Annotated in this window: 18 protein-coding genes and 1 pseudogene; 16 read left to right on the top strand and 3 right to left on the bottom strand. The window is 30.2% G+C overall.

The features are described 5' to 3' along the window. Positions 1–36 precede the first annotated feature (36 nt). From BT151_RS01375 to BT151_RS01345, 7 genes are all read left to right on the top strand, one after another. The gene (locus tag BT151_RS01375; RefSeq protein ID WP_072399899.1) at positions 37–1,530 is read left to right on the top strand and encodes a glycoside hydrolase family 28 protein; all 1,494 of its coding nucleotides are present in this window, start codon (positions 37–39) and stop codon (positions 1,528–1,530) included. Positions 1,531–1,647: 117 nt separating this feature from the next. Continuing rightward, the gene (locus BT151_RS01370) at positions 1,648–2,736 is read left to right on the top strand and encodes a DUF4861 family protein (RefSeq protein ID WP_245794679.1); all 1,089 of its coding nucleotides are present in this window, start codon (positions 1,648–1,650) and stop codon (positions 2,734–2,736) included. Positions 2,737–2,940: 204 nt separating this feature from the next. Next, positions 2,941–4,107 (top strand): hypothetical protein, encoded by a 1,167-nt coding sequence (locus BT151_RS01365; RefSeq protein ID WP_143144232.1) that lies wholly within the window; start codon positions 2,941–2,943, stop codon positions 4,105–4,107. A 97-nt stretch (positions 4,108–4,204) separates the two neighbouring features. Next, entirely contained in the window at positions 4,205–5,044 is an 840-nt protein-coding gene (gene kduI / locus BT151_RS01360; protein WP_072399895.1) for a 5-dehydro-4-deoxy-D-glucuronate isomerase, read from the top strand. 10 nt (positions 5,045–5,054) lie between these two features. Next, a complete protein-coding gene (locus BT151_RS01355; protein ID WP_072399893.1) occupies positions 5,055–5,849 on the top strand; it encodes a gluconate 5-dehydrogenase in 795 nt (264 codons plus the stop codon). Between the two features lie 130 nt (positions 5,850–5,979). Beyond that, positions 5,980–7,446, top strand: coding sequence for a tagaturonate reductase (locus BT151_RS01350; protein ID WP_072399891.1), 1,467 nt, complete (start codon positions 5,980–5,982; stop codon positions 7,444–7,446). Between the two features lie 17 nt (positions 7,447–7,463). Beyond that, a complete protein-coding gene (locus BT151_RS01345) occupies positions 7,464–9,071 on the top strand; it encodes a UxaA family hydrolase (protein WP_072399889.1) in 1,608 nt (535 codons plus the stop codon). Between the two features lie 26 nt (positions 9,072–9,097). On the opposite strand, the gene BT151_RS01340 is transcribed toward BT151_RS01345, so the two are convergent. After that, entirely contained in the window at positions 9,098–10,120 is a 1,023-nt protein-coding gene (locus BT151_RS01340) for a LacI family DNA-binding transcriptional regulator (RefSeq protein WP_072399887.1), read from the bottom strand. A 901-nt stretch (positions 10,121–11,021) separates the two neighbouring features. On the opposite strand from BT151_RS01340, the gene BT151_RS01335 reads away from it, so the two are divergent. From BT151_RS01335 to BT151_RS01320, 5 genes are all read left to right on the top strand, one after another. Continuing rightward, entirely contained in the window at positions 11,022–11,708 is a 687-nt protein-coding gene (locus BT151_RS01335) for a TonB-dependent receptor plug domain-containing protein (RefSeq protein WP_072399884.1), read from the top strand. Positions 11,709–11,880: 172 nt separating this feature from the next. Beyond that, positions 11,881–12,885 carry a LacI family DNA-binding transcriptional regulator gene (locus BT151_RS01330; RefSeq protein WP_072399882.1) on the top strand — a complete coding sequence of 335 codons (1,005 nt, stop codon included), beginning with the start codon at positions 11,881–11,883 and terminating at the stop codon, positions 12,883–12,885. A gap of 337 nt (positions 12,886–13,222) precedes the next feature. Further along, positions 13,223–13,372 (top strand): hypothetical protein, encoded by a 150-nt coding sequence (locus BT151_RS18550; RefSeq protein ID WP_171946594.1) that lies wholly within the window; start codon positions 13,223–13,225, stop codon positions 13,370–13,372. A gap of 154 nt (positions 13,373–13,526) precedes the next feature. Then, positions 13,527–15,500, top strand: coding sequence for an ATP-binding protein (locus BT151_RS01325; RefSeq protein WP_143144231.1), 1,974 nt, complete (start codon positions 13,527–13,529; stop codon positions 15,498–15,500). Positions 15,501–15,506: 6 nt separating this feature from the next. Continuing rightward, positions 15,507–16,181, top strand: coding sequence for a response regulator (locus BT151_RS01320; RefSeq protein WP_317041218.1), 675 nt, complete (start codon positions 15,507–15,509; stop codon positions 16,179–16,181). Between the two features lie 314 nt (positions 16,182–16,495). Here BT151_RS01320 and BT151_RS01315 read toward each other — a convergent pair whose 3' ends face one another. Further along, the gene (locus BT151_RS01315) at positions 16,496–16,993 is read right to left on the bottom strand and encodes a DUF456 domain-containing protein (RefSeq protein ID WP_072399878.1); all 498 of its coding nucleotides are present in this window, start codon (positions 16,991–16,993) and stop codon (positions 16,496–16,498) included. A 141-nt stretch (positions 16,994–17,134) separates the two neighbouring features. On the opposite strand from BT151_RS01315, the gene BT151_RS01310 reads away from it, so the two are divergent. Genes BT151_RS01310 through BT151_RS01295 form a run of 4 tightly spaced genes read left to right on the top strand, consistent with a single transcriptional unit; the run spans position 17,135 to position 21,195 of the window. Continuing rightward, positions 17,135–17,494 carry a BlaI/MecI/CopY family transcriptional regulator gene (locus BT151_RS01310; protein WP_072399876.1) on the top strand — a complete coding sequence of 120 codons (360 nt, stop codon included), beginning with the start codon at positions 17,135–17,137 and terminating at the stop codon, positions 17,492–17,494. 1 nt (position 17,495) lies between these two features. After that, positions 17,496–19,535: a M56 family metallopeptidase gene (locus tag BT151_RS01305; protein ID WP_072399874.1), complete on the top strand. Its 2,040-nt coding sequence runs from the start codon at positions 17,496–17,498 to the stop codon at positions 19,533–19,535. Continuing rightward, complete coding sequence (locus BT151_RS01300) at positions 19,536–20,678, top strand: tetratricopeptide repeat protein (RefSeq protein ID WP_072399871.1); 1,143 nt, start codon at positions 19,536–19,538, stop codon at positions 20,676–20,678. It abuts the gene before it with no gap. 40 nt (positions 20,679–20,718) lie between these two features. Continuing rightward, a complete protein-coding gene (locus tag BT151_RS01295; protein ID WP_072399869.1) occupies positions 20,719–21,195 on the top strand; it encodes a hypothetical protein in 477 nt (158 codons plus the stop codon). Between the two features lie 6 nt (positions 21,196–21,201). Here the strand turns inward: BT151_RS01295 and BT151_RS01290 are convergent. Next, positions 21,202–21,934, bottom strand: a pseudogene (locus BT151_RS01290) (Bax inhibitor-1/YccA family protein). Between the last annotated feature and the right edge of the window lie 2 nt (positions 21,935–21,936).

Below are 21,936 nucleotides of genomic sequence, written 5' to 3'. Positions count from 1 at the left end.
ATAGTACTTACACTTTTATATAAAATTATTAATATCATGAAAAAAATCATATTACTCATTCAATTTATTTGCCTTCCAATAGTAGGGCTTTCACAAGAAGATGGTATATATAACATTAAGGATTATGGAGCTATAGGTGATGGAGCCATGCTCTGTACCAAAGCTATTCAAACAGCCATTGACAAATGTAATGCCAGTGGGGGTGGAAAAGTGATAGTACCTCCTGGGAATTATTTATCCGGACCATTGTTCCTAAAAAGTAATATTAATTTTGAGGTTATGTCGGGAGCCACGCTTTTATTTGACAATGATATTGAAAACTGTCCAATAGTTGATGGGCGATGGGAAGGGATTGAAAGAAAAGTATATGCCTCCTTATTTACGGGGCATGATTTACAAAATGTTACCATTACAGGCAGGGGCACGCTTAATGGTCAAGGTGAAGCTTGGTGGGAAGCATTTTACAGAACCCGAGATATTAGGATGCAAAATGGAATAACAGAAAGGGAACCTGACAATCCCATTGGAAGTCCATTAAAGGTGCCACGACCAAGAATGATAAACCTGTATAATTGTAGCAACGTTTTGATTTCAGAATTAATGCTTGTGAATTCACCATCATGGACAATTCATCCGGTGTATTGTGAAAATGTAACCATAGAGAAAATTTCTATAGTTCAGCCTCACGACTCCCCTAATACAGATGGAATAAATCCAGAGTCCTGTAAAAATGTACGGATATTAAATTGTTTTGTTGATTGTGGGGATGATTGTATTACAATTAAATCGGGATATAATGAAGATGGAAGAAGAGTGGCAAAATCTTGCGAAAATATAGTTATTAGCAACTGTACTTTTGCAAATGGGCATAGTGCCATAGGAATAGGAAGTGAAATGTCTGGAGATGTTAGAAATATAACTGTTTCTAATTGTGTGTTTAATGGAACTTCTCGTGGTATTAGAATAAAAACTGGCCGTGGAAGAGGTGGTGTTGTTGAAAATTATAGAGCTGATAATATTATAATGAATAATGTCACCACTGCTATTTCCATAGATATGTATTACGGTAATAAGGACACAGCTAAATTACCTGTTACCATTGAAACACCTTTTTTTAAAAATATTCGGTTGAGTAATATTACGGCTGTCAATGTTAAGAATGCTCTTATAGTAAAAGGTTTACCTGAAGCCCCTGTAGAAGGCTTATCCATAGTAAACTCAAACTTTTCATCTAAAAACGGATTTCAAGCTAGTTTTATAGAAAATGCTGAATTTAAAAATGTGCATGTTAATTGTGAAAATGGAAATCCTTTAATTATTGATAATGGAGAAACTGTAGATATTGATGGCTTTAAGTCTGATAATTTAGAGAACAAAGAAGCAGTAATACGATTAAGTAATAGTAACGACGTCTATATTCATAATTGCAAAACCAAAGTATCAACTGAAATATTTTTGCAATCAAAAAACACAGAGAACCTAAAGTTGGATAATAATTGGCTATATAAAGCTTCAGTTATAAATGAATAACTGTCTTAAAAGAATATGACTATGAAACATAAACATTTAAACATATATGCTTGTTTGTTGGTGGGTCTCATTATTAGTTATTCATGCTCACAAAAGGAAAAGAGATTTTCGATTATAGTGAAAAATACACTTGATATTGAGCGAACTTTTGAGGTTGTCGAATTAACAAAAGATTTTTTAAAGGTTGAAGATTTGTCTACATTGGGAATTCAAGATGAAGGTACAGGGAAATTACAAGTTACACAAACTGTCGACAACGATGGTGATGGTATCATGGATCAAATTTTGTTTCAACCAGAAATGGCGGCAAATTCAGAAAAAACTTTTAACATTGTTGCTGTAACCGACACCGAAAAACCAAAAGCTCCTGAACTCTGTTATTCTAGATTCGTGCCAGAACGCACTGATGATTATGCTTGGGAGAACAATAAAGTGGCATTCAGGGTTTATGGACCTAATGCTCAATTTAGGTATGAAAACAATCTAAAAGAACCTACTCTATCAAGTGGCGTTGATGCCTGGCTAAAGAGAGTGCCTTACCCAATTATTAATAAATGGTATAAAAAATATACTGAAAAAACTGGGACTTATCATAAAGACACTGGAGAAGGTTTAGATAATTTTCATGTAGGCGCTAGTCGTGGTGTAGGGGGTATAGCTGTTAAAGTTGATAGTTCATATTATTACTCAAAAAATTATGTTAAATATAAAACAATCACTACAGGTCCCTTACGTACAAGTTTTTATCTGGAGTATGAAGACTGGGATGCAGCTGGAAATACCATTAAGGAATCAAGAGTGATGAGTTTAGATTTAGGTAATAACCTTACAAGGTTTATTATTTCTTTAGAGGGTGCTAATACTATCTATTCTGGTTTAACCTTACATGATAGAAAAGGGAATGTATCGGGCGATTCTGATGAAGGTTGGGTGAGTTATTGGGAAACCTTGGAGGAATCGGAAATTGGTACAGGTATCATAGCTAAAAAAAGTACTTTTCTTGATTTTGAAACTTACGATAGTAATATAAAGGATTTAAGTAATGTCTACGCCCATTTAAAAGTTGAAAATAATCAGGTAGTTTATTATGCAGGATTTGGTTGGAAGGCGAGCGGACAATTCAAAAGCAAGGAGGAATGGGAAGATTATTTGGTTGTTTTTTCTAGACGTATAAACAATCCATTAATAGTTGAACTTGTTCCATAAGTTTTGCCATTAAAACATAATTTTTAATGAAGCATAAAATATTTAATATAGTTATAAACACCTATGAAAAATTACTGGATACACAAAAGCAAGATTATCTAGGTGTTCCATTTAGACAATTAAAAAAATAATAAAAATAAACAAATGAAAGTATTTAATTATATACCTAACTACTTTAGTTATGACAAACCAAAATATAAAATTATGTATATACTTTTTTTGTTTTTTTATGGATTGAACATTTCATTTGGGCAAGAAGAGTGGAAGTTTACTAACGGTGTAGTTGAAGGGAACCAGTTTGATGTCGTTTCCTTTAAAAATAAATTATATATCATCGCAGCCCATTACTACGAACTAGATACCTTAGGTAATATTGTTTTTGAAGATAATAAGATTGAGGATTTAAGGCAAAAACCAATGGATTATGAACCAGCCATCGGAGTAAGTAAAAATGGTACAGTGCATACCTTAACAAGAGAGGGAGGGAGTTGGAATGAAGGCCATATTCTAAATTACAGTAAAAAGGATTCGACTGATAATTGGCTTATAAGAAATATGCAGTTTTCTGAGCCTGTTAAGAGAAATTACGTTGTTGGTATTGCAGCATTAGATAATGGAGATGCGTATTTAGTGCATACTGATCCAACAGGACAAGAAGATATACATAATCTTTTTAGTTTTTACGAGGCCACACCTAAAGGAATTCAAGGTTTGGGAAAGTTTGAAACAAGCTACAGTAGATTAGATGCTAATTTTCAAATGAGATATAACAACGGTAAGGTATATTTGCTATCTGGTAATCCTTGGCCAAATGGAAGTATTTGGTATTTTAATGCCCTGGTGGGAACAGATTTTATAAACCAACTTGAAGCTTCCAAAAAAGATATATCCCAAGGAATCGGTAGAAAATCAAATCCAGATATAACGTTTAATGAAGACGGTACCGGTATTTATTCATATGGTAGTTTTCAATCTGTTTATTACAACCTAATAAAGAAAGGAAATAGATTATATACTAAGGATAGGCTATTGTTTTCAGATTTAGGAGAATGGCATTTATCTAGTGGTCTATCTGCCGTTTCTTCCCTTTCTGGAGGTGAGATTATAATGGCCATAGCTTTAAAGAGCAGACCAGATTTATGTAATGATGATGAATCATGTAAAGCCAAAATGAATATAGGGGAAATTGTATACAAATACTCTATAGATGGTGGAGTCCATTGGACTGATACCAGAAGTACTCAAAAATATACTAATGCAGGAGAGGGTAGGTCTATTCCTAAACTAGTAGCAATAAATAACACCTTCTATTTGTTTTATTCTGATAAAGGAAAATTGGATATGGGCAAATTCTCAATACCTAATGATTAAAATAAGTATAGCAGAGGCCCTGTTTTTACTCGAATAAATTGGATTTAAAATAATTTACATTATATTTGTGTAATCGATTACATTTTAATTATAAAATATGCAAAATTATAATATTAGATATGCTTCGAGTCCTGAAGCGGTGAAGAAATATGATACTCAAAAATTACGTGATGAATTCCTAATTCAAAACCTAATGAATAAAGATGTTATAAATTGGACATATACACATTATGATAGGTTTATGGTTGCAGGAGTTGTTCCTGTTAATAAAGCAGTTGAATTACTAACCATTGACCCTTTAAAGGCAAGTTTTTTTTTAGAAAGAAGAGAGCTAGGAGTTATTAATATTGGAGGATCTGGATTGGTTAAAGTTAATGATGAAGAATATCAATTGGATAATAAAGAGGCACTTTACATTGGACAAGGAAATAAAAATGTAAGATTTAAAAGTCTTTCATCAAGTAATCCAGCAAAGTTTTATTTAAATTCAACACCCGCACACAAGGCATTTCCAAATAAAAAAATTGGAAAAGAAGATGTTGAGGTTATTGAATTAGGTGCTCCAGAAACAGCTAATGCCAGAACTTTAAGAAAATATATTGTAAACAGTGTGGTTGACGTTTGCCAACTTCAAATGGGAATGACAACCATAAAAACAGGAAGCAGCTGGAATACTATGCCTGCGCATGTTCATGACAGACGAATGGAAGTTTACTTTTATTTTGAAGTACCAGGAACACAGGCGGTTTGTCATTTTATGGGGCAACCAAATGAAACACGTCATATATGGATGGGTAATGATGAAGCAGTAATTTCGCCCCCCTGGTCAATACATGCAGGTTCAGGAACAAGCAATTATTCTTTTATTTGGGGTATGGCTGGTGAAAATCTGGATTATGGAGATATGGATGTGTGTAAAATAAACGAGCTAAGATAAAATTTAAAGTATGTCAATTAATTTGTTTGATTTAACAGGAAAACGGTCACTTGTTACAGGAGGAACGCATGGATTGGGTATGGCTATGGCAAAGGGGCTTGGAAATGCAGGGGCAACCTTAATAATTAATGGGGCCTCCTCACAAGAAAAGTTAGATAAAGCTGTTGATGAATACAAATCACTTGGTATAGAGGCATCAGGATATCTTTTTGATGTGACCAATGAAGCCCAAGTCATTGAAAATATAAAGAAGATTGAAAACGAAGTTGGTGTAATAGATATTCTTGTTAACAATGCAGGAATCATAAAAAGAACCCCTTTGGAAGACATGGAAGTTGAGGATTTTGAGCAGGTTTTAAAAGTAGATTTAGTAAGTCCGTTTATTATGTCGAAGCATATCGTAAAAGGTATGATTGGTCGTAAAGAAGGAAAGATTATTAATATTTGCTCTATGATGAGTGAGCTTGGTAGAAATACTGTAGGAGCTTACGCTGCTGCTAAAGGAGGTTTAAAAATGCTTACCCGAAACATGGCTACAGAATGGTCTAAGCACAATATACAAGTTAACGGCATAGGACCTGGGTATTTTGCAACAAGCCAAACAGCTCCAATACGAGTTGACGGACACCCTTTTAATGATTTTATAGTTGGTAGAACACCAGCGGGTCGTTGGGGAAATCCTGATGATTTGCAAGGTGCAGCTATATTTTTAGCTTCAAAAGCCAGTGATTTTGTGAGCGGACAAATTGTATATGTTGATGGTGGAATTTTAGCAACCATAGGAAAACCATCTAATGAGGACTAACCAACCAAATAATGAGTAAAACCTTTATTGCCTCTGTTTTTAGCTATGATAGTTGCTTTATTTTTAATAACATATTTACCAGAGCTCACCTTATGGCTACCTAGACTGTTTGATTTATAATTGAAATATAATGCCAGAATTAAAAGAAAATAAAAAGGCACTAAATAGAAACAACCTCGGATTAGGAAAAAAACCACCAATTAAAATAGTTCAGTTTGGTGAAGGAAACTTTTTAAGAGCGTTCATAGGTTACGCATTTCAAGAACTGAATAAAGAAGTAGGTTTTAATGCTGGAATTGCTGTGGTACAACCCATAGATAGAGGTTTGGTGAAGATGCTAAACGACCAAGATGGATTATATACCTTGTTTATGAAAGGTATTAAAAAAGGAAAGGAAATTCAAGACATAGAGCTTATTACCAATATTGTAAAGGCCGTTAATCCTTATCTTGATTTTAATGAGTATTTAGATTTAGCAAAAGAAGAATCTCTGGAGTTCATTATATCAAATACTACCGAAGCAGGTATCGCTTATTTAAGCACCGATACACTTAACATGCAGCCACCTAGTTCTTTTCCGGCTAAATTAACAGTGCTTTTACACGAAAGATTTAAATATTTTAATGGTGATGCCAATAAAGGGCTCACCATTATACCCTGTGAGTTGATTAACTATAATTCAGATACTTTAAAAGACATCATTTTAAAATATATTTCAGATTGGAATTTGTGTGATGATTTTAAAAATTGGCTACTACAAAGCTGTACATTTCACAACACATTAGTTGATAGAATTGTACCAGGCTACCCTAAAGATGAAATAGAATCATACAATGCCCAATTAAATTACTCTGATAATTTAATAGTTTCCGCTGAAGCTTTTTTACTCTGGGTCATTGAAGGCGGAGAAGCTTTAAAAGCAAAATTACCATTTGATAAAACAAAACTAGATGTAAAAATTGTTGATGACATGCAGCCTTATCGTACTCGGAAAGTGCGTATTCTAAATGGTGCACATACAGCAATGGTACCTTTTTCATTGCTTCACGGAAACAAAACCGTAAAGCAGTCAGTTGATAATACCTTTATAGGAGCATTTATAAAAAAAGCCGTTTTTGATGAAATTATAGACACGTTGGAAATGGATAGAGAAGAATTAAACAGTTTCGCCGATGAGATTTTCGATCGTTTTAGAAACCCATTTATCATTCACAACCTATCAAGTATAGCGTTAAATTCTGTTTCAAAATTCACAGTCCGTGTGTTACCAAGTTTATTGAAGTATGTAAAAATCCATAAAAAATTGCCAACAAACTTAACGTTCGCGTTTGCTTGCTTAATCCGTTTTTACAAAGGGACTTTTAAAGGAGGAAATTTACCCGTTCAAGATAGTAATGACATAGTTGAAACATTTACCGAGATTTGGAAATCTACCGATTATTCTCAAATAGCTAAAAACACATTGAGCATTGAAGCATATTGGGGTGAAGATTTAAACAAAGTTGAAAATTTAACCGAAGCCATAACTTTGGCTTTAAATGAAATTGAAGCAAACGGTATTGAAAAAGGGTTTGAAAATTATAGTAAAATCTATTAAAATTAGTAGTTATAATAATGCAAAATAAAATCATAAAAGTAAATTCGTCAGACAATGTTGCTGTTGCCTTAATCAATTTAAAGGCGGGAGATGTTATTGCTTTTGAAGGAGAAAACATAAAAATACTTTCCGACACAAAATCAAAGCATAAAATAACTTTAGAAAAATTTGAATCTGGCGATAGAATTATTATGTACGGTGTTTTGGTTGGAACTGCTAGTGGTGCTATTGAAAAAGGCGATGTTTTAACTACTGAAAATGTAAAACACCAAAGTGAAAAAGTATTTGGTAAAACAGCTTCATTTTCATGGACTGCACCCAATGTTGAAAAATGGAAAAACAGAACATTTTTAGGTTATCATAGAGAAGATGGACAAGTTGGTACTGAAAACGTTTGGCTATTTTTTCCGTTGGTATTTTGCGAAAATAGAAATGTTGAAACCTTAAAGGAAATCTTTGAAAAAGAACTTTTAAAGAAAAAAGAAAACCCACATCAAATGTTACTTCGCTCGTTAGTTAGTGGAGGAGAAGAAACCCAAGTAGCTGAAAAATCCTCAGATGTTTTTGATAATATTGATGTTAAGTTCATAACTCATCCCGGAGGTTGTGGTGGTATTCGTCAGGACTCAGAAAGTCTAGCAAGATTATTGGCTGGCTACGTAAATAACCCTAATGTAGCTGGCGCAACGGTATTAAGTTTAGGCTGTCAAAATCTTCAAATTAATATATTCAAAGAAGCATTAAACACTATTAACCCTAATTTAAGCAAACCTGTTTTAATTTACGAACAGCAACAAATGGGTACGGTGGATAATATGTTATCGGTTATTATCAAAGAATCTTTTGAAGCTATTAAAAAGGCAAATAATATAGAGCGCAAACCCGCACCATTATCTATGCTAAAAGTAGGATTGGAGTGCGGAGGTTCAGATGGATTTTCAGGTATTTCTGCAAACCCAACACTTGGAGCCGTTTCTGATATGTTGGTGGCTTTAAATGGTACAGCCGTTTTAGCTGAATTTCCAGAATTATGTGGTGTGGAGCAAGAATTGGTTAATAGATGTGCCAACGATGCTGATGGTGAAAAGTTTTTAGCGCTTATGAAAGCTTTTGAAAAATCTGTAGTTGATGCAGGCTCTGGTTTTGATATGAATCCTTCTCCTGGGAACATAAAAGATGGATTAATTACTGATGCAATGAAATCTGCTGGAGCTGCAAAGAAAGGAGGGACATCGCCTGTACAGGGCGTTTTAGATTATGGCGAGTATATCACAAAACCTGGTTTAAATTTATTGTGCACTCCAGGTAACGATGTTGAAAGTACAACTGCTTTGGTTGGTTCTGGTGTTAACATGGTATTATTTACTACAGGTTTAGGCACGCCAACAGGCAACCCCATTGCTCCTATTATAAAAGTATCTTCCAATACTGAATTGGCTCAAAAAATGCCCGATATTATTGATATTGAAACAGGAGCGGTTATTCGTGGTGAAAAAACTATTGAAGAAATGGCTGAAGAAATGCTTGGGTTTATGATTGAGGTTGCTAGTGGAAAAGTAAAAACAAAAGCAAAATTGCTAAATCAAAATGATTTCATTCCTTGGAAAAGAGGAGTTTCTTTATAATTTTTTTGTGCTTAAATTAGGTATAATTAAATTCTTTTTCGTGAAGATTTTCTAATAATCAGTTCTGGTGTTAAAACAACTTCTTTTTTTGTTTTGATTTTATTATCATTACCAACTTCTTCTAAAAATACTTGGGCAGCTATTCTTCCCATTTCAATGGGAGACTGATCAACAGATGTTATTGAGAGTTCCATAAATCGAGTAAATGGTTCATTACTAAAACCAGCAACAGCTATATCATCTGGTATTCTTAGTCCGTTATTTTTGATTTCTTGTATAGCTCCAAGCGCAGTAAAATCACTAGATGAAAAAACGGCATCTGGTCGTGTTTCCATATCTAGTAAAATTTTCATTGTTTTTTTCCCTTCTTCAACTTTACTTCTAGTCTCAATAACTAGGCTTTCATCAAACTCAAGACCGTTATCAATGATGGCTTGTTTGTATCCTAAATAACGATTTTTATAAATTTCTAATAATCGATCATTTGATAAGTGAGCTATTCGTTTACAGCCTTGATTAATTAAGTGTTTAGTTGCCTCATAAGCACCACTGTAATCATCAATAGTTACGGAACTTACCCCATCAATATCTTTTTTTCTATCAAAAAAGATTAAAGGTATATGTTTTTGTGATAAATTACTAAATATATTGTTTTTGGTTTTAGCATTAGAAATTGACATTAAAATACCATCTACTTGTGCATTTAACAATGAGTTGATGTTTCCAGTTTCTAAATCCTCTTGATCATGTGTTTGACAAATGATAACATGATATCCTTTTGGGTAGAGTTCCTCTTCAATACCTCTAATAATGGATGCAAAAAAATTACTGTCAATGCGAGGAACTATAACACCAACATTATAACTTTTACCACTTTTAAGAGCTCTAGCAAGTGTATTTTGCTCATAATCCATTTCAACCGCAGTTTCTTGAACTAATTTTCGAGTGTTTTCACTTATTTTTAAATTATTGTTTAATGCTCTCGATACAGTTGCAGCAGTTAAATTAAGTTTTTTAGCTATATCATAAATAGTGATTTTTTTACTCATGGTTACCTTAAAAGATTACATAGCCCTAAAATTAAAACATTAAAAATACAATTTTTAAAGTGGATTTTTGTGTTTTTAAAAGTGTTCATTGAATTTTGTTTTAATATTTGGATTTATAAAAAAATCTATAAATGATTAAAAAGGAAGCCTTTATTTAACCCTCTGTTTTTGAACTGTTAATAAATACGACTTCCCACCTTAGACTAGACATTAAGTTACGAGATTTAGAGTTGTAAAATTAATTTTGAATTATAAAAAGAAGTATTAGGAATTACATTCTAAAGACTTTCTTAATTTAAACCATATAACTATTAATAAATTTAATTTAGAAGTATATGACCAGATTCTAGATGCTTAGTATCTGGACTAATTGCAAGTCAATAGCCTATAGATTCATCATATCTGGATATTAATTGATTTTTGTGTCTTTTTCCATGACATTTTGTTGTTTTAATTTAAATACTAAATTGATTAAAATTGTTAGAATTTGTTGTCAATTAATATTGCAATTTTAATTATATTTGCCTGCCGGAAGTTATTTTGACAAAATTAAAATCATATAAAGTTCACAAATCGTCAACATAGGTTTGTGAAATGTAGTGAGCATTAGGTTTTATAAGGCCTGAAAGCATAGGGTTCGGATTCCGTCCAGACCGCAAATATTGCAAAAGAGCTCTAAGAGATTAGGGCTTTTTTTGGCAATTAAAAGAAGTTGTGTTGTTAGTAAGCACTTAGTGTTTGCTAAAGGTTTAAGTAGTTAAACCAATGGAAAGCTTTCCTTTTTTCTGTATAGAAGATTGGGATGCTTTTTTGTTTTACAGCCATTTAATTTAAAATAATTATTCGTTTGATTTTCCCTATCTTTACTTTAGGAAGGCATTTGTAAATAAAAAAACATCTTATGAAAACACGATATTTTATTTTAATTTCTACTTTTTTATTATTTCTACTTTCTATTAACGCGCAGGAAAAAAATAAAGATATTGAAGTAATTACAGGCACTGTAATAGACTCTAATAATGAGCCTATTAAAGGAGTTTATGTTTTTATTGATTCATTAAAAACTAAAGAAACAACCAATAAAAAGGGATTCTATAAGATTAAGCCAAAATCTGATACTAATTTCATTACTGTTTATTCTAGCAAACATGGAATTTTAACAGTGGATTATTCAGGAGAAAAAGAAGTTAACTTTATTTTCTCTAAAAACAGTAAAAGTTTAAGTGAAAAAGAGTTAGCAAAATTGGGCTTTAAAGACCCAACGATAAGAAAAAGAAGCGGTATAATTAATTTTGAAGGATTGCAAGGTATTAATGCTTTTAATACAATTTATCAAATGATAGAAGGAAGAGTTTCTGGAGTAAATGTTACTGGTCAAAGTATTAGTATTAGAGGGGCCAATACATTAGAAAGGGGTAGAGGGATTTCTACAGAGCCTTTGTTATTAGTTAATGAAACAACTGTTACAAGTATTAGCCATATAGCTCCCTCAGATGTTAAGTCTATTGAAGTAATAAAAGGTCCCGAAACAGCATTTTACGGTTCTAGAGGCGTTTACGGAGTTGTGAAAATCACCTTAAAGGATTAAGATTTTATTTTCAATATTTTTCTCTGTAAATAAAACGATATAATTTTAAAAGTATTCCTATATTCTATAAACAATATAAGGTATACTTTTTTTGTTTTAGAATAATTTTAAATTTCTAAGTTGCAAAGAGTAATTTTGTAAATTGCATTACATCTAAATTGTATTATTAAATATGGTTACCTTAAAACAATTAGCAAAAGAGTTGAATGTGTCAATTTCTACAGTTTCTAAAGCCTTAAACAATAGTGAAGAAATTGGAGAGGATACAGTTAGAAGAGTAAAAGAGCTAGCAGAATTATACAATTATAAGCCAAATAAGGTTGCCTTAAGTTTAAAAAGTAATAAAACAAAAACTATAGGTGTTATTATTCCAAATATTCTTAATAGGTTTTTAGCTAAGGTGTTGTTTGGTATAGAAAGAGAAGCTAATAAAAATGGGTACAACATAATTACTTGTATATCTAACGAATCTTTAGAAAAAGAAAAAGAGAGTTTACAATTATTGGCTAATGGCAGCGTTGATGGGTTTATTTTGTCTGTAGCAGCAGAAACTCAAATTAAAAATGAGATAGAACATTTTAAGAAAACAATAAGTCAAGGGTTGCCAATTGTTATGTTTGATAGGGTAGCACATGATGTATTATGTGATAAAGTTATAGTTGATGATTTTGATGCAACATATGATGCTACAAAAAGCTTAATTCTGGAGAAGCGAAAAAAAATAGCTTTTATTAGTAATATAAATGATTTAAGTGTTGGTAAACTTAGAGAACGCGGTTACAATAAGGTTATATTGGAAAATAGCCACCTTGAACCTTTAGTCTTAAAAATCACAAAGAAAGATGATCATCAAAAAAAGATAAAATCTTTTTTTAAGAAAAATAAAGGTATAGACGCTGTAATTGCTGCGGATACATCATCTGGAATAATATCTATAAATACAGCTATTAATTTAGGATTGAAAGTACCTAAAGATATATCTATAATTGGGTTTGCTAGCAAATCAGATTCAAATCATACAATTCCTAAGCTAACTACAATAAGGCAGCATGCAAAAGAAATAGGCGAAAATGCAGCACAATTGTTAATAAGCAGAATGCATTTTGCAACTAAGAATGATGATATTAAGACAAAAATAATAAAAACTACTTTGGTAAAAAACAAGTCTACACTCTAATAAATCATACAGATTAATTAAATATTTTACATTTAATCGATAAAATGCATCACTTTATCGAATATATTATTATCATTAGCGCTGTTTAACGTATGTTTGCTACTCTTAATAGAGCGCCCCTATTTCCCTTAGTTCAATTAAGAAAGTTAATCCATTTTGACTTTTTAAGTCATATTCCCTCAAAATAATATTTTATTAAATCGTTCTGCATTGTTTTGCTTTCGATTTTAAGTTAATTATCCATTTTTCCCTCAACCAAGATTTTTGTTTTAAAGTCTTAGTTAACAATTTATAAAAAATAGAGAAAAACTGTATAACCTTAAAAATCGAAAATAATATGAAATTCCTAAAAATTACTTTAATTGTAGCGACACTTTTTGCATCATTAACTTCTTGTACAAAACAGGATTTAAACGAAGATGATGTATTACAAAGCCCAGATACTGAGTTTTTTGCAACTGGTGGTGATATAGATGAAAAAGGATAAAATTAAATTCAAATATATTAAAAAAGCCCTTAATTAGTTTAAGGGCTTTTTAATTTATATAAATGAAAAATTATAGATACATTTGAGTTGCTATATCATATCAACATTGAATTTAAAGTCTATAATTTTTTTAATAAGTTTGTTTGCGTCAATTTTGTCTTGGTCCCAAAATGAGATTCAAGCAAAATTAGACAGCTTTTATACTTATACTTCAAAATCCAATAACAGTAAAATTTATAATTTAGATACTAGACTTTCTTATGCTAAAGAAGCTAAAAACATAGCTGTTGGTTTAAAAATTGATTCACTTATAGTTAAAAGTAATTTAAATACTTCACAAATTTACTTAGATAGTGGTTTGTATAATATATTTTTAAGAACAAGCCATCAAAATTTAAATTTCTCTCAAAAGATTAAGGATTCTGCTTCAATGGCTCTAATTTGTAAAAAGTTTGGTGACTATTATGATACAAGATTAGCTGATAGTGCTTTTTACTATTATCACAAATCAGAAAAATTGTATAGAGCTTTAAATGATAATTTAAATACTTCTGAATTACTTTTAGATATTGCTATCATTCAAAAAAACGAAAAGGATTTAACTGGTAGCGAAGTAGCTTCTTTTGAGGCGATTAGATTGTTGGAAGAATTAAAACCTAGCGATATTATTAATAAAAGAAAAGCTTTTTTGTATAATAATTTAGGGGTAGTTTATAATCACTTGGAAGAATACGATGCAGCCATAATATATCATAATAAAGCATTAGACTTAAAAAGGAAGTTAGATGGTAATAATGAAATTACAATAGATAATTCCTTAAATAATCTAGGACATACTTATAAGAATGCTGGACAATATAAATTGGCTATTAAAAATTATAATGAAGTTTTAAGTAACAATAATTTTGTAAAGGAAAGACCCAAAATATATGCATTGGTTTTAGATAATTATGCACATACACTTTATTTGTCAAAAGATTTTAAAAATTTACCAGAGTTATATTTTAAAGCACTAAAAGTTTTAGATAGTGTTAACCCAAACGATTATAAATCTATCATTATAAACCAACATCTGGCAGAGTATTATAATGATAATAATAATAAAGACTCCGCAAAATATTATGGGTATAAAGCTAAAGAGATTTCAGAACAATATCATAATGATGATTTATTAAACTCACTATTACTACTTTCAAAAATTGAAGATGATAGTATGGCTGCAATACACTTAAAAGCTTATGTTAAACTAAGTGATAGCTTGCAAAAAAATGAAAGAACTATACGTAATAAATTCGCTAGAATTCGATTTGAAACTGATCAAATTGAGCAAGAAAATATTCAAATATCAAAAGAACGTAAATGGCTTTTTGTAATTTCAATAGTAATAATACTAGCGGCATTTTTATTATACCTTGTAATTAATCAAAGAAATAAAAATAAAGAACTTAAATTTATTCAAAAGCAACAAGAGACTAATGAAGAGATTTATAATTTAATGCTATCTCAAAACGAAGGTATTGAAGAGGCAAGAGCATTAGAGAAAAAAAGAATTTCTGAAGAATTACATGATGGGGTTTTGGGACGTTTGTTTGGTACACGTTTAAGTTTAGATAGTTTAAATATGAATAACAGCATTGAAGCCATAAAAACAAGAAGTCAATATATAGATGAACTTAAGTCTATAGAACAAGATATACGAAAAGTTTCTCACGAGTTAAATACCGATTTTGTGTCAGGTTCTGGATTTATTGATATTATTAAAACACTAGTTGAAACCCAATCACTAGCATATAAATTATCATATAATTTTGAACATGATGATGTTATAAATTGGGATGAAATATCGAATAAAATGAAAATACATATATATAGAATTATTCAAGAATCACTTCATAATATATATAAACATGCTAGTGCTACGGATGTAAAAATTAGTTTTAAATTAAAAAATAATGTAATTTGCTTAACGATGACAGATAACGGTTCTGGATTTGATGTTAGCAAAGCTAAATCTGGTATAGGTTTAAAAAATATGAATTCTAGAATTAATGAGATTAATGGAACAATTGATATAACTTCTCAAAAAGATTTAGGAACAACAGTAATTATAAATGCCCCATTAGCATAAATACTAATGATGACAGAGAAAATAAAAATATTAATGATAGATGATCACCCTATGATTATTGAAGGGTATCAAAACACATTACTATTCACAAAAAAAGACAGGCAAGAGTTAAAAATTGATATTGCCAATAATTGTGATGAAGCTGTTTTTTATATTAATAAGTCAATTCAAGAAACACCATATGATGTTTTATTTGTTGATATTAGTTTGCCCCCATCTTCTGATGGTTTAATGAGCTCTGGTGAAGATTTAGCAGAATATGCACGTAAGGTTTTACCCAAATCCAAAATTATAATTTTAACCATGTTTAATGAGTCATTTAGAATTCATAACATTATTAAAACAATAGACCCAGAAGGTTTTTTAATTAAAAGTGATTTAACATCTAGCGAGCTAGCAAGTGCATTTCAAGCTGTACTATATAATCCTCCATTTTATAGTGGCACTGTTAATCAGCATATAAGGAAATCTATTACAAGCGATATCGTTATTGATGAAAAAAACAGAAAAATACTTCACCTTTTGTCACAAGGTATTAAAACAAAAAATTTAGCCTCTCACCTAGATATTTCATTAAGTGCCGTTGAAAAAAGAAAAAAACATCTTAGGGAGATTTTTGAAGTTGAAGACGGCCAAGATGAAACTCTATTAGATAAGGCAAGAGACAAAGGTTTTGTATAGATTAAATATTATAAATGATTTTTTTTGAAAAAATTTCATTCTTTTTTGCAGCCAAAACCATTGCTATACTTTAATTGTATCATTTAACCGTAAGTTAGGTGTGGGTTTCCCACAGTTTGAAGTGGAATCTAATAATTATATTTGTACCATCAACACTTCAAAAATTAATTAATCCCTCAATTTTTAGTTGATAATAGCAATTTACAAAAAAACCCTGTGGAGGTGAGAGACCCACAGGGTTTCTTCTTTTTTCTTTTAATAAAGCTACTCTACATTTAATGAGAGGAGATAGTGTGAGTGATTAATAAGTGAAATCAAAAAATAACGCTTCTGTAATCCCATAAAATGCTAATAAATAGCCCTAAATAAATTACTGCAACAACAAATTTTATAAAGGTTGAAGTTAAAAATCCAATAAAGGAACCAAAGGCAGCTTTAGTTGCTGTTTTAGTGTCACTTTTATTAATTAATTCTCCAATTAAAGCGCCAAAAAAGGGTCCAATAATTATACCTCCAGGAATTGGAGCTATTAAACCAACAATCAATCCAATTGATGTTCCAACCATACCATATTTACTACCTCCAAATCGTTTAGTACCCATTGCAGGAATGATATAATCTAGTAACCAAATAAAAATTGCAATTGTTAATGTAATAATTAAAAAAGATTTGTCCATTGGTACAGCATCTGTAAAGTGAACAATTAATAAACCAATCCAACTAGTAAGAGGTCCGGGTAAAATAGGTAAAAAGCTACCAATAATGCCTATAATCATTAGTAAGGCAGCAATAATAATTAAAATAATATCCATAAATGTGTTTAAGTTTTACTATTCTAAGACGTAAAACCATGCCAAAAGTTACATTTTAAACTAAAAAATTAGTTTAAACTAATTTTTTAGTTATATTTGTTTAACTAAGAGTTTAGTTGAATAAAAAAATTGATTAATAAAATGATACAACTTACTAAAGCAGAAGAGGATATAATGAAAATACTTTGGCAACTAAAAAAGGCCAATGTAAAAGCTATTATGGAGCAGTTTCCTGATCCAAAACCAGCATACAATACAGTATCTACAATTGTTAGGATTTTAGAAAGTAAAGGTGTGGTTAACTATGAAAAGGAAGGCAAAGGGCATGTGTATTTCCCTTTAATACAACAACAAGATTATAGTAATCAATCTATAAACAAGTTAGTTGATAATTATTTTCAAGGTTCGTTTAAAAGTATGGTATCTTTTTTTGTTAAGAAAAATGATATAAGTATAAACGAGCTAGAGTCCGTTTTAAAAGAAATTAACAAAAAAGACTAGTATGATACATTATATTTTACAAACCATAGTATTTCAAATTTTCTTTTTATTAGTTTATGATATTGTATTAAAAAAAGAAACATTCTTTAATTGGAATAGACTTTATCTATTAGTAACAGCTGTACTATCATTTATATTACCATTTATAAAAATAGAGCGTTTTAAAGAAGTGGTGTCACAAAATTTTATAATTGCATTACCAGAAGTTGTTTTAGGAAAACTCAATCCAATAAATAACACACCAATAAATGTTGACGCATCTGTTATTGAAACAACAACGCTATTTACTTTAGGTAATTTATTTTATTTAGGCGTATTCATAGCTTCAATCATTTTTTTATTTAAGCTTATTAATGTTTTAATTCTAATTAATAAAAATCCAAAAACGAAAGCAGGTAAATTAATGCTTGTTCACTTAATTAAAAGTACAGGTGCTTTTTCATTTTTCAACTATGTTTTTTTAGGAGAATATTTAGATGAAAAAGAAAAAGAAGCCATTTTAAAACATGAAATGGTTCATGTTAATCAAAATCACACTATCGATTTGTTGTTTTTTGAAGTGTTACGCATACTATTTTGGTTCAACCCATTGGTGTATATCTATCAAAATAAAATGATAACACTTCATGAATTTATTGCCGATGCTGATGCCGTAAAACATCAAAACAAAACCGAGTATTATCAAAATTTATTATCACAAGTATTTAGCACAAAACAGATTTCATTCATCAATCCATTTTATAAGCAGTCATTAATTAAAAAACGAATTGTTATGTTACAAAAATCAAAATCGAAACAAGTTAATTTATTAAAGTATGTATTATTGATTCCTGTAGTTTTTGGGATGTTGATTTATACCTCAACTGAAGCACAAAATAATTCAAATGAAGAAGTTTCAGTTACAACAGAGATATCATTTTATACTTTCTATGACGATAAATTAAAAGATGAATTTTATAAGGAATATTTAAAATTTAAAAATAAAGATGAAGCAAAAATTTTATTAGAAAAGGATATTCAAGAGGGTGTTTTAAGATTATTTGTTAACGATATAAAAAATATGACATCAAAAGAGCAACAATTATACAATCAAAAAAAAGAGTTATTGGATAGTAAGGACTATTTTACAAAACTAATAACAATTAACAATAATGGCACTAATAGCATTTATTACATTCCTAGTAAGAGTGTTTTAATCAATAATAGAGATGATTCAAAGGCAATTGCTTTAAATGAAGTAGATTTAGAAGTAGGTTTTTCAGTTGTAGACCAAGTTCCAGTTTTCCCTAGTTGCGAAACATTAGAAACAAATGAAGAAAAACGAGATTGTATGTCTAAAAACATTTCTGAATTTGTCAATAAAAATTTTAATATAAAATTAGCAAATGATTTAAAATTGACTGGTAGGCAACGTATTAATACTATTTTTAAAATTGACACTGAAGGCAATATTGTTGATATTCGCTCTAGAGCATCACACCCTGATTTAGAAGAAGAAGCTATAAGAGTTATTAAATTACTACCAAAAATGTTGCCTGGAGAACAAAAAGATAAAAAGGTAATTGTACCTTATTCTTTACCAATAATTTTTAATATAGCTGATGTAAATGAAACAAAATCAACAAATAGTGCTAAAGTATCAACGCTGAATTTAGATAAGATTTCTGATCAAGGTAATTTATTAGATATTCCTTTTTCTGTTGTAGACGAAGCACCTGTTTTTCCTGGCTGTGAAGGTTTGAAAGATAAAGAATTAAAAGATTGTACTACTGAAAAAGTTTCATCACATGTAAACATTAACTTCAATACAAAATTAGCTAAAGAATTAGGCTTAAAAGGAAGACAACGCATCAATGTTATTTTTAAAATTGACACAGAAGGTAACATCATAGACGTGCGTTCTAGAGCAGCACACCCAAGTTTAGAAGAAGAAGCTATAAGAGTTATTAAATCACTTCCTAAAATGATTCCAGGAGAACAAAGAGGAGAAAAAGTAAACGTTTCATATTCATTACCAATAATTTTTCAAGTTGCTGATTAGATGATTAGACTTTCAATATTATTCTTTTTAGTATTTTTTAAAACCGAAGCACAAACTTCGGTTTTAAACGTAGCGGATAGTTTGTATATAAATGGTAACTACACAAAAGCTATTCAGCAATATAAAAACTATTACAATCAAGGTGAGGTTTTCGATAAAATAGCAAAAGCCTACATTGCCATTGGTAATTATGACGAAGCATTAAATAATTACGAAGCCAGTATTGAAGCTAATCCAGAAAATACACTAATAAAGTATGAATATGGAAAACTTTTAGGTGTCACTAAAAAATATAAAGAAGCTTCTATTGTATATACTAATTTGGTGAATGTAGATGATAAAAACCCAAATTATCATTACGAACTTGGTTTGGTTTTAGAACAATTAAAAGATTCAACAGCTATGAATCAGTTTCAATTTGCTTATAATTTAGACGAAACGCATCAAAAGGCTATTTATAAAATAGCTAAATATTATTTACAAAAACGTAACCACGAAACTGTAGATAAATATGCAGATAAAGGTTTAGAAACTTACCCAAAAAATGTAGAGTTAATTAGTTTAAAAGCTCAAAATTATTATTGGCAACACGATTATAGAGAAGCTATTAAATGGTTCGAAAAACTTATTGAATTGGGGGAGTATTCAGAATTTATTTATGAAAAGTTAAGTTTGTCTTACGTTGAACATTTTAATTATGAAAAAGCTTTGGAAAATAGATTGATGGCATTAAAATTCAAGCCTAACGATGCTTCTACGAAATATGTAATAGGAACATATTATCTTGTATTAGATGATTTTGAAAACGCTGAGAAATATATCTCTCAAGCTTTATTGGTTTTAGACCAACCGTTAGATGCAGAGTACATGAAATTAGGAACTGTTTTAAACCGACAAAAAAAATATAAAGAATCCATTGCTGCATTAAAAACCGCAATAGATGAAAATCCATCAAATGAATATGCTCATTTTCAATTAGCATTAACATTAGAAACCTATTATGCAGATTATGATGCTAAAATTAAAGTCTACGAAGATTTTAAGAAAAAATTTCCCAATAGTAGAATAAATGGGTTTGTTGATGATAAAATTTCAAGAATTAAAGAAGAAAAATTCATTAAAGAAGGTGAAAAGCAAGATTGAAAACCGAAAAAATTGTACTTTTCGGTTTCAGTTATAATATATGAAGCCATTTTGTGTTTTTCTATTTGTGTTGATGCTCACGTCTTGCGAGTATTTTAATGTAAAAAAAACATCTTCTGAAGCTATTTTAAAAGAAGAGTTGCAAACTTTTAATTGGAATGATGTAGATGAATACCCTAGTTTTTCAGAATGTGATTCTTTATCAATAAAAGAAGATAAAAAAGGCTGTTTTGAGAGTGTTTTAACATTGCATATTTGGGATTTTTTAAAAAAGGAAAAACTAATTGTATCTCAAGATATTAGAGATACTATGCTGTTACAATTTCAAGTTACCAAAGAAGGAGATTTGCATTTAATTGGAGTTAAAATGGATAGTATTACAAGCCAAGAAATTCCAAATATGAATAACTTACTTCACCAAAGTTTAGATTCTTTACCTAAAATATTTCCAGCAATTAAACGAGCACAACAAGTAACAACAGAGTTTAAATTACCAGTAATTATTAATGTTAACTAAAATATCCTAAAACTTAATAGCTAGTTTTCGCATCAATCTTAAAATTTCAGCATACAACCAAACTAAAGTGACTAAAAGTCCCCAAGTAGCTAACCACTCTTTATATTTTGGCGATTTATTTTTATGGCGTTCTATATAATCAAAATCTAGAAGTAAGGATAGTGAGGCGAAAACTGCAGCAGTAATATTAAAAATAATAGCAGGCCATGAGGTACCCCAAATAAAAACTTTAATACCAAAAAAGCCTAAAATCCATGAAATTATATAAATCACAAAAATACTTGTTACAGCAGTAATAATAACACTTCGTAATTTTTTTGTAACTATAATTAGTCTTGTTTGGTAAAGTACTAACATTACAAAAAAAGTGACTACAGTAATGCCGATAGCTTGATATGGTAAATTAGGGAAATGTGCATGTGCATAAATACTCATACTACCAAGAAAAAAGCCTTTGGCAATAGCAAAGAGGTACTAAAATATGAGCCCAATGTTGGCGAACAGAAATAACAATACTTATTATAATGGCAGAAAGCATTCCGCCTAAACCATACCATTTTATATTTACGCCATTGTTATAAAGTTTCCATAAACCAATTGAAATTATTACAATAATAGTAATAGAAAGCATTGATTTTACAAAAATTCCAGTTACAGTCATGGTTTTAGCATTAGTACTACGACCACCAAAAAAGTGATTGGTAAAAGCTGGATTTGAAGTTTTGTTTAAAAAGCTCATAG

It is taken from the genome of Flaviramulus basaltis, from assembly GCF_900114265.1.
Taxonomy (GTDB): domain Bacteria; phylum Bacteroidota; class Bacteroidia; order Flavobacteriales; family Flavobacteriaceae; genus Flaviramulus; species Flaviramulus basaltis.
The sequence above is the reverse complement of the archived record's forward strand: the minus strand, read 5'-3'. Positions and strand labels throughout refer to the sequence as shown.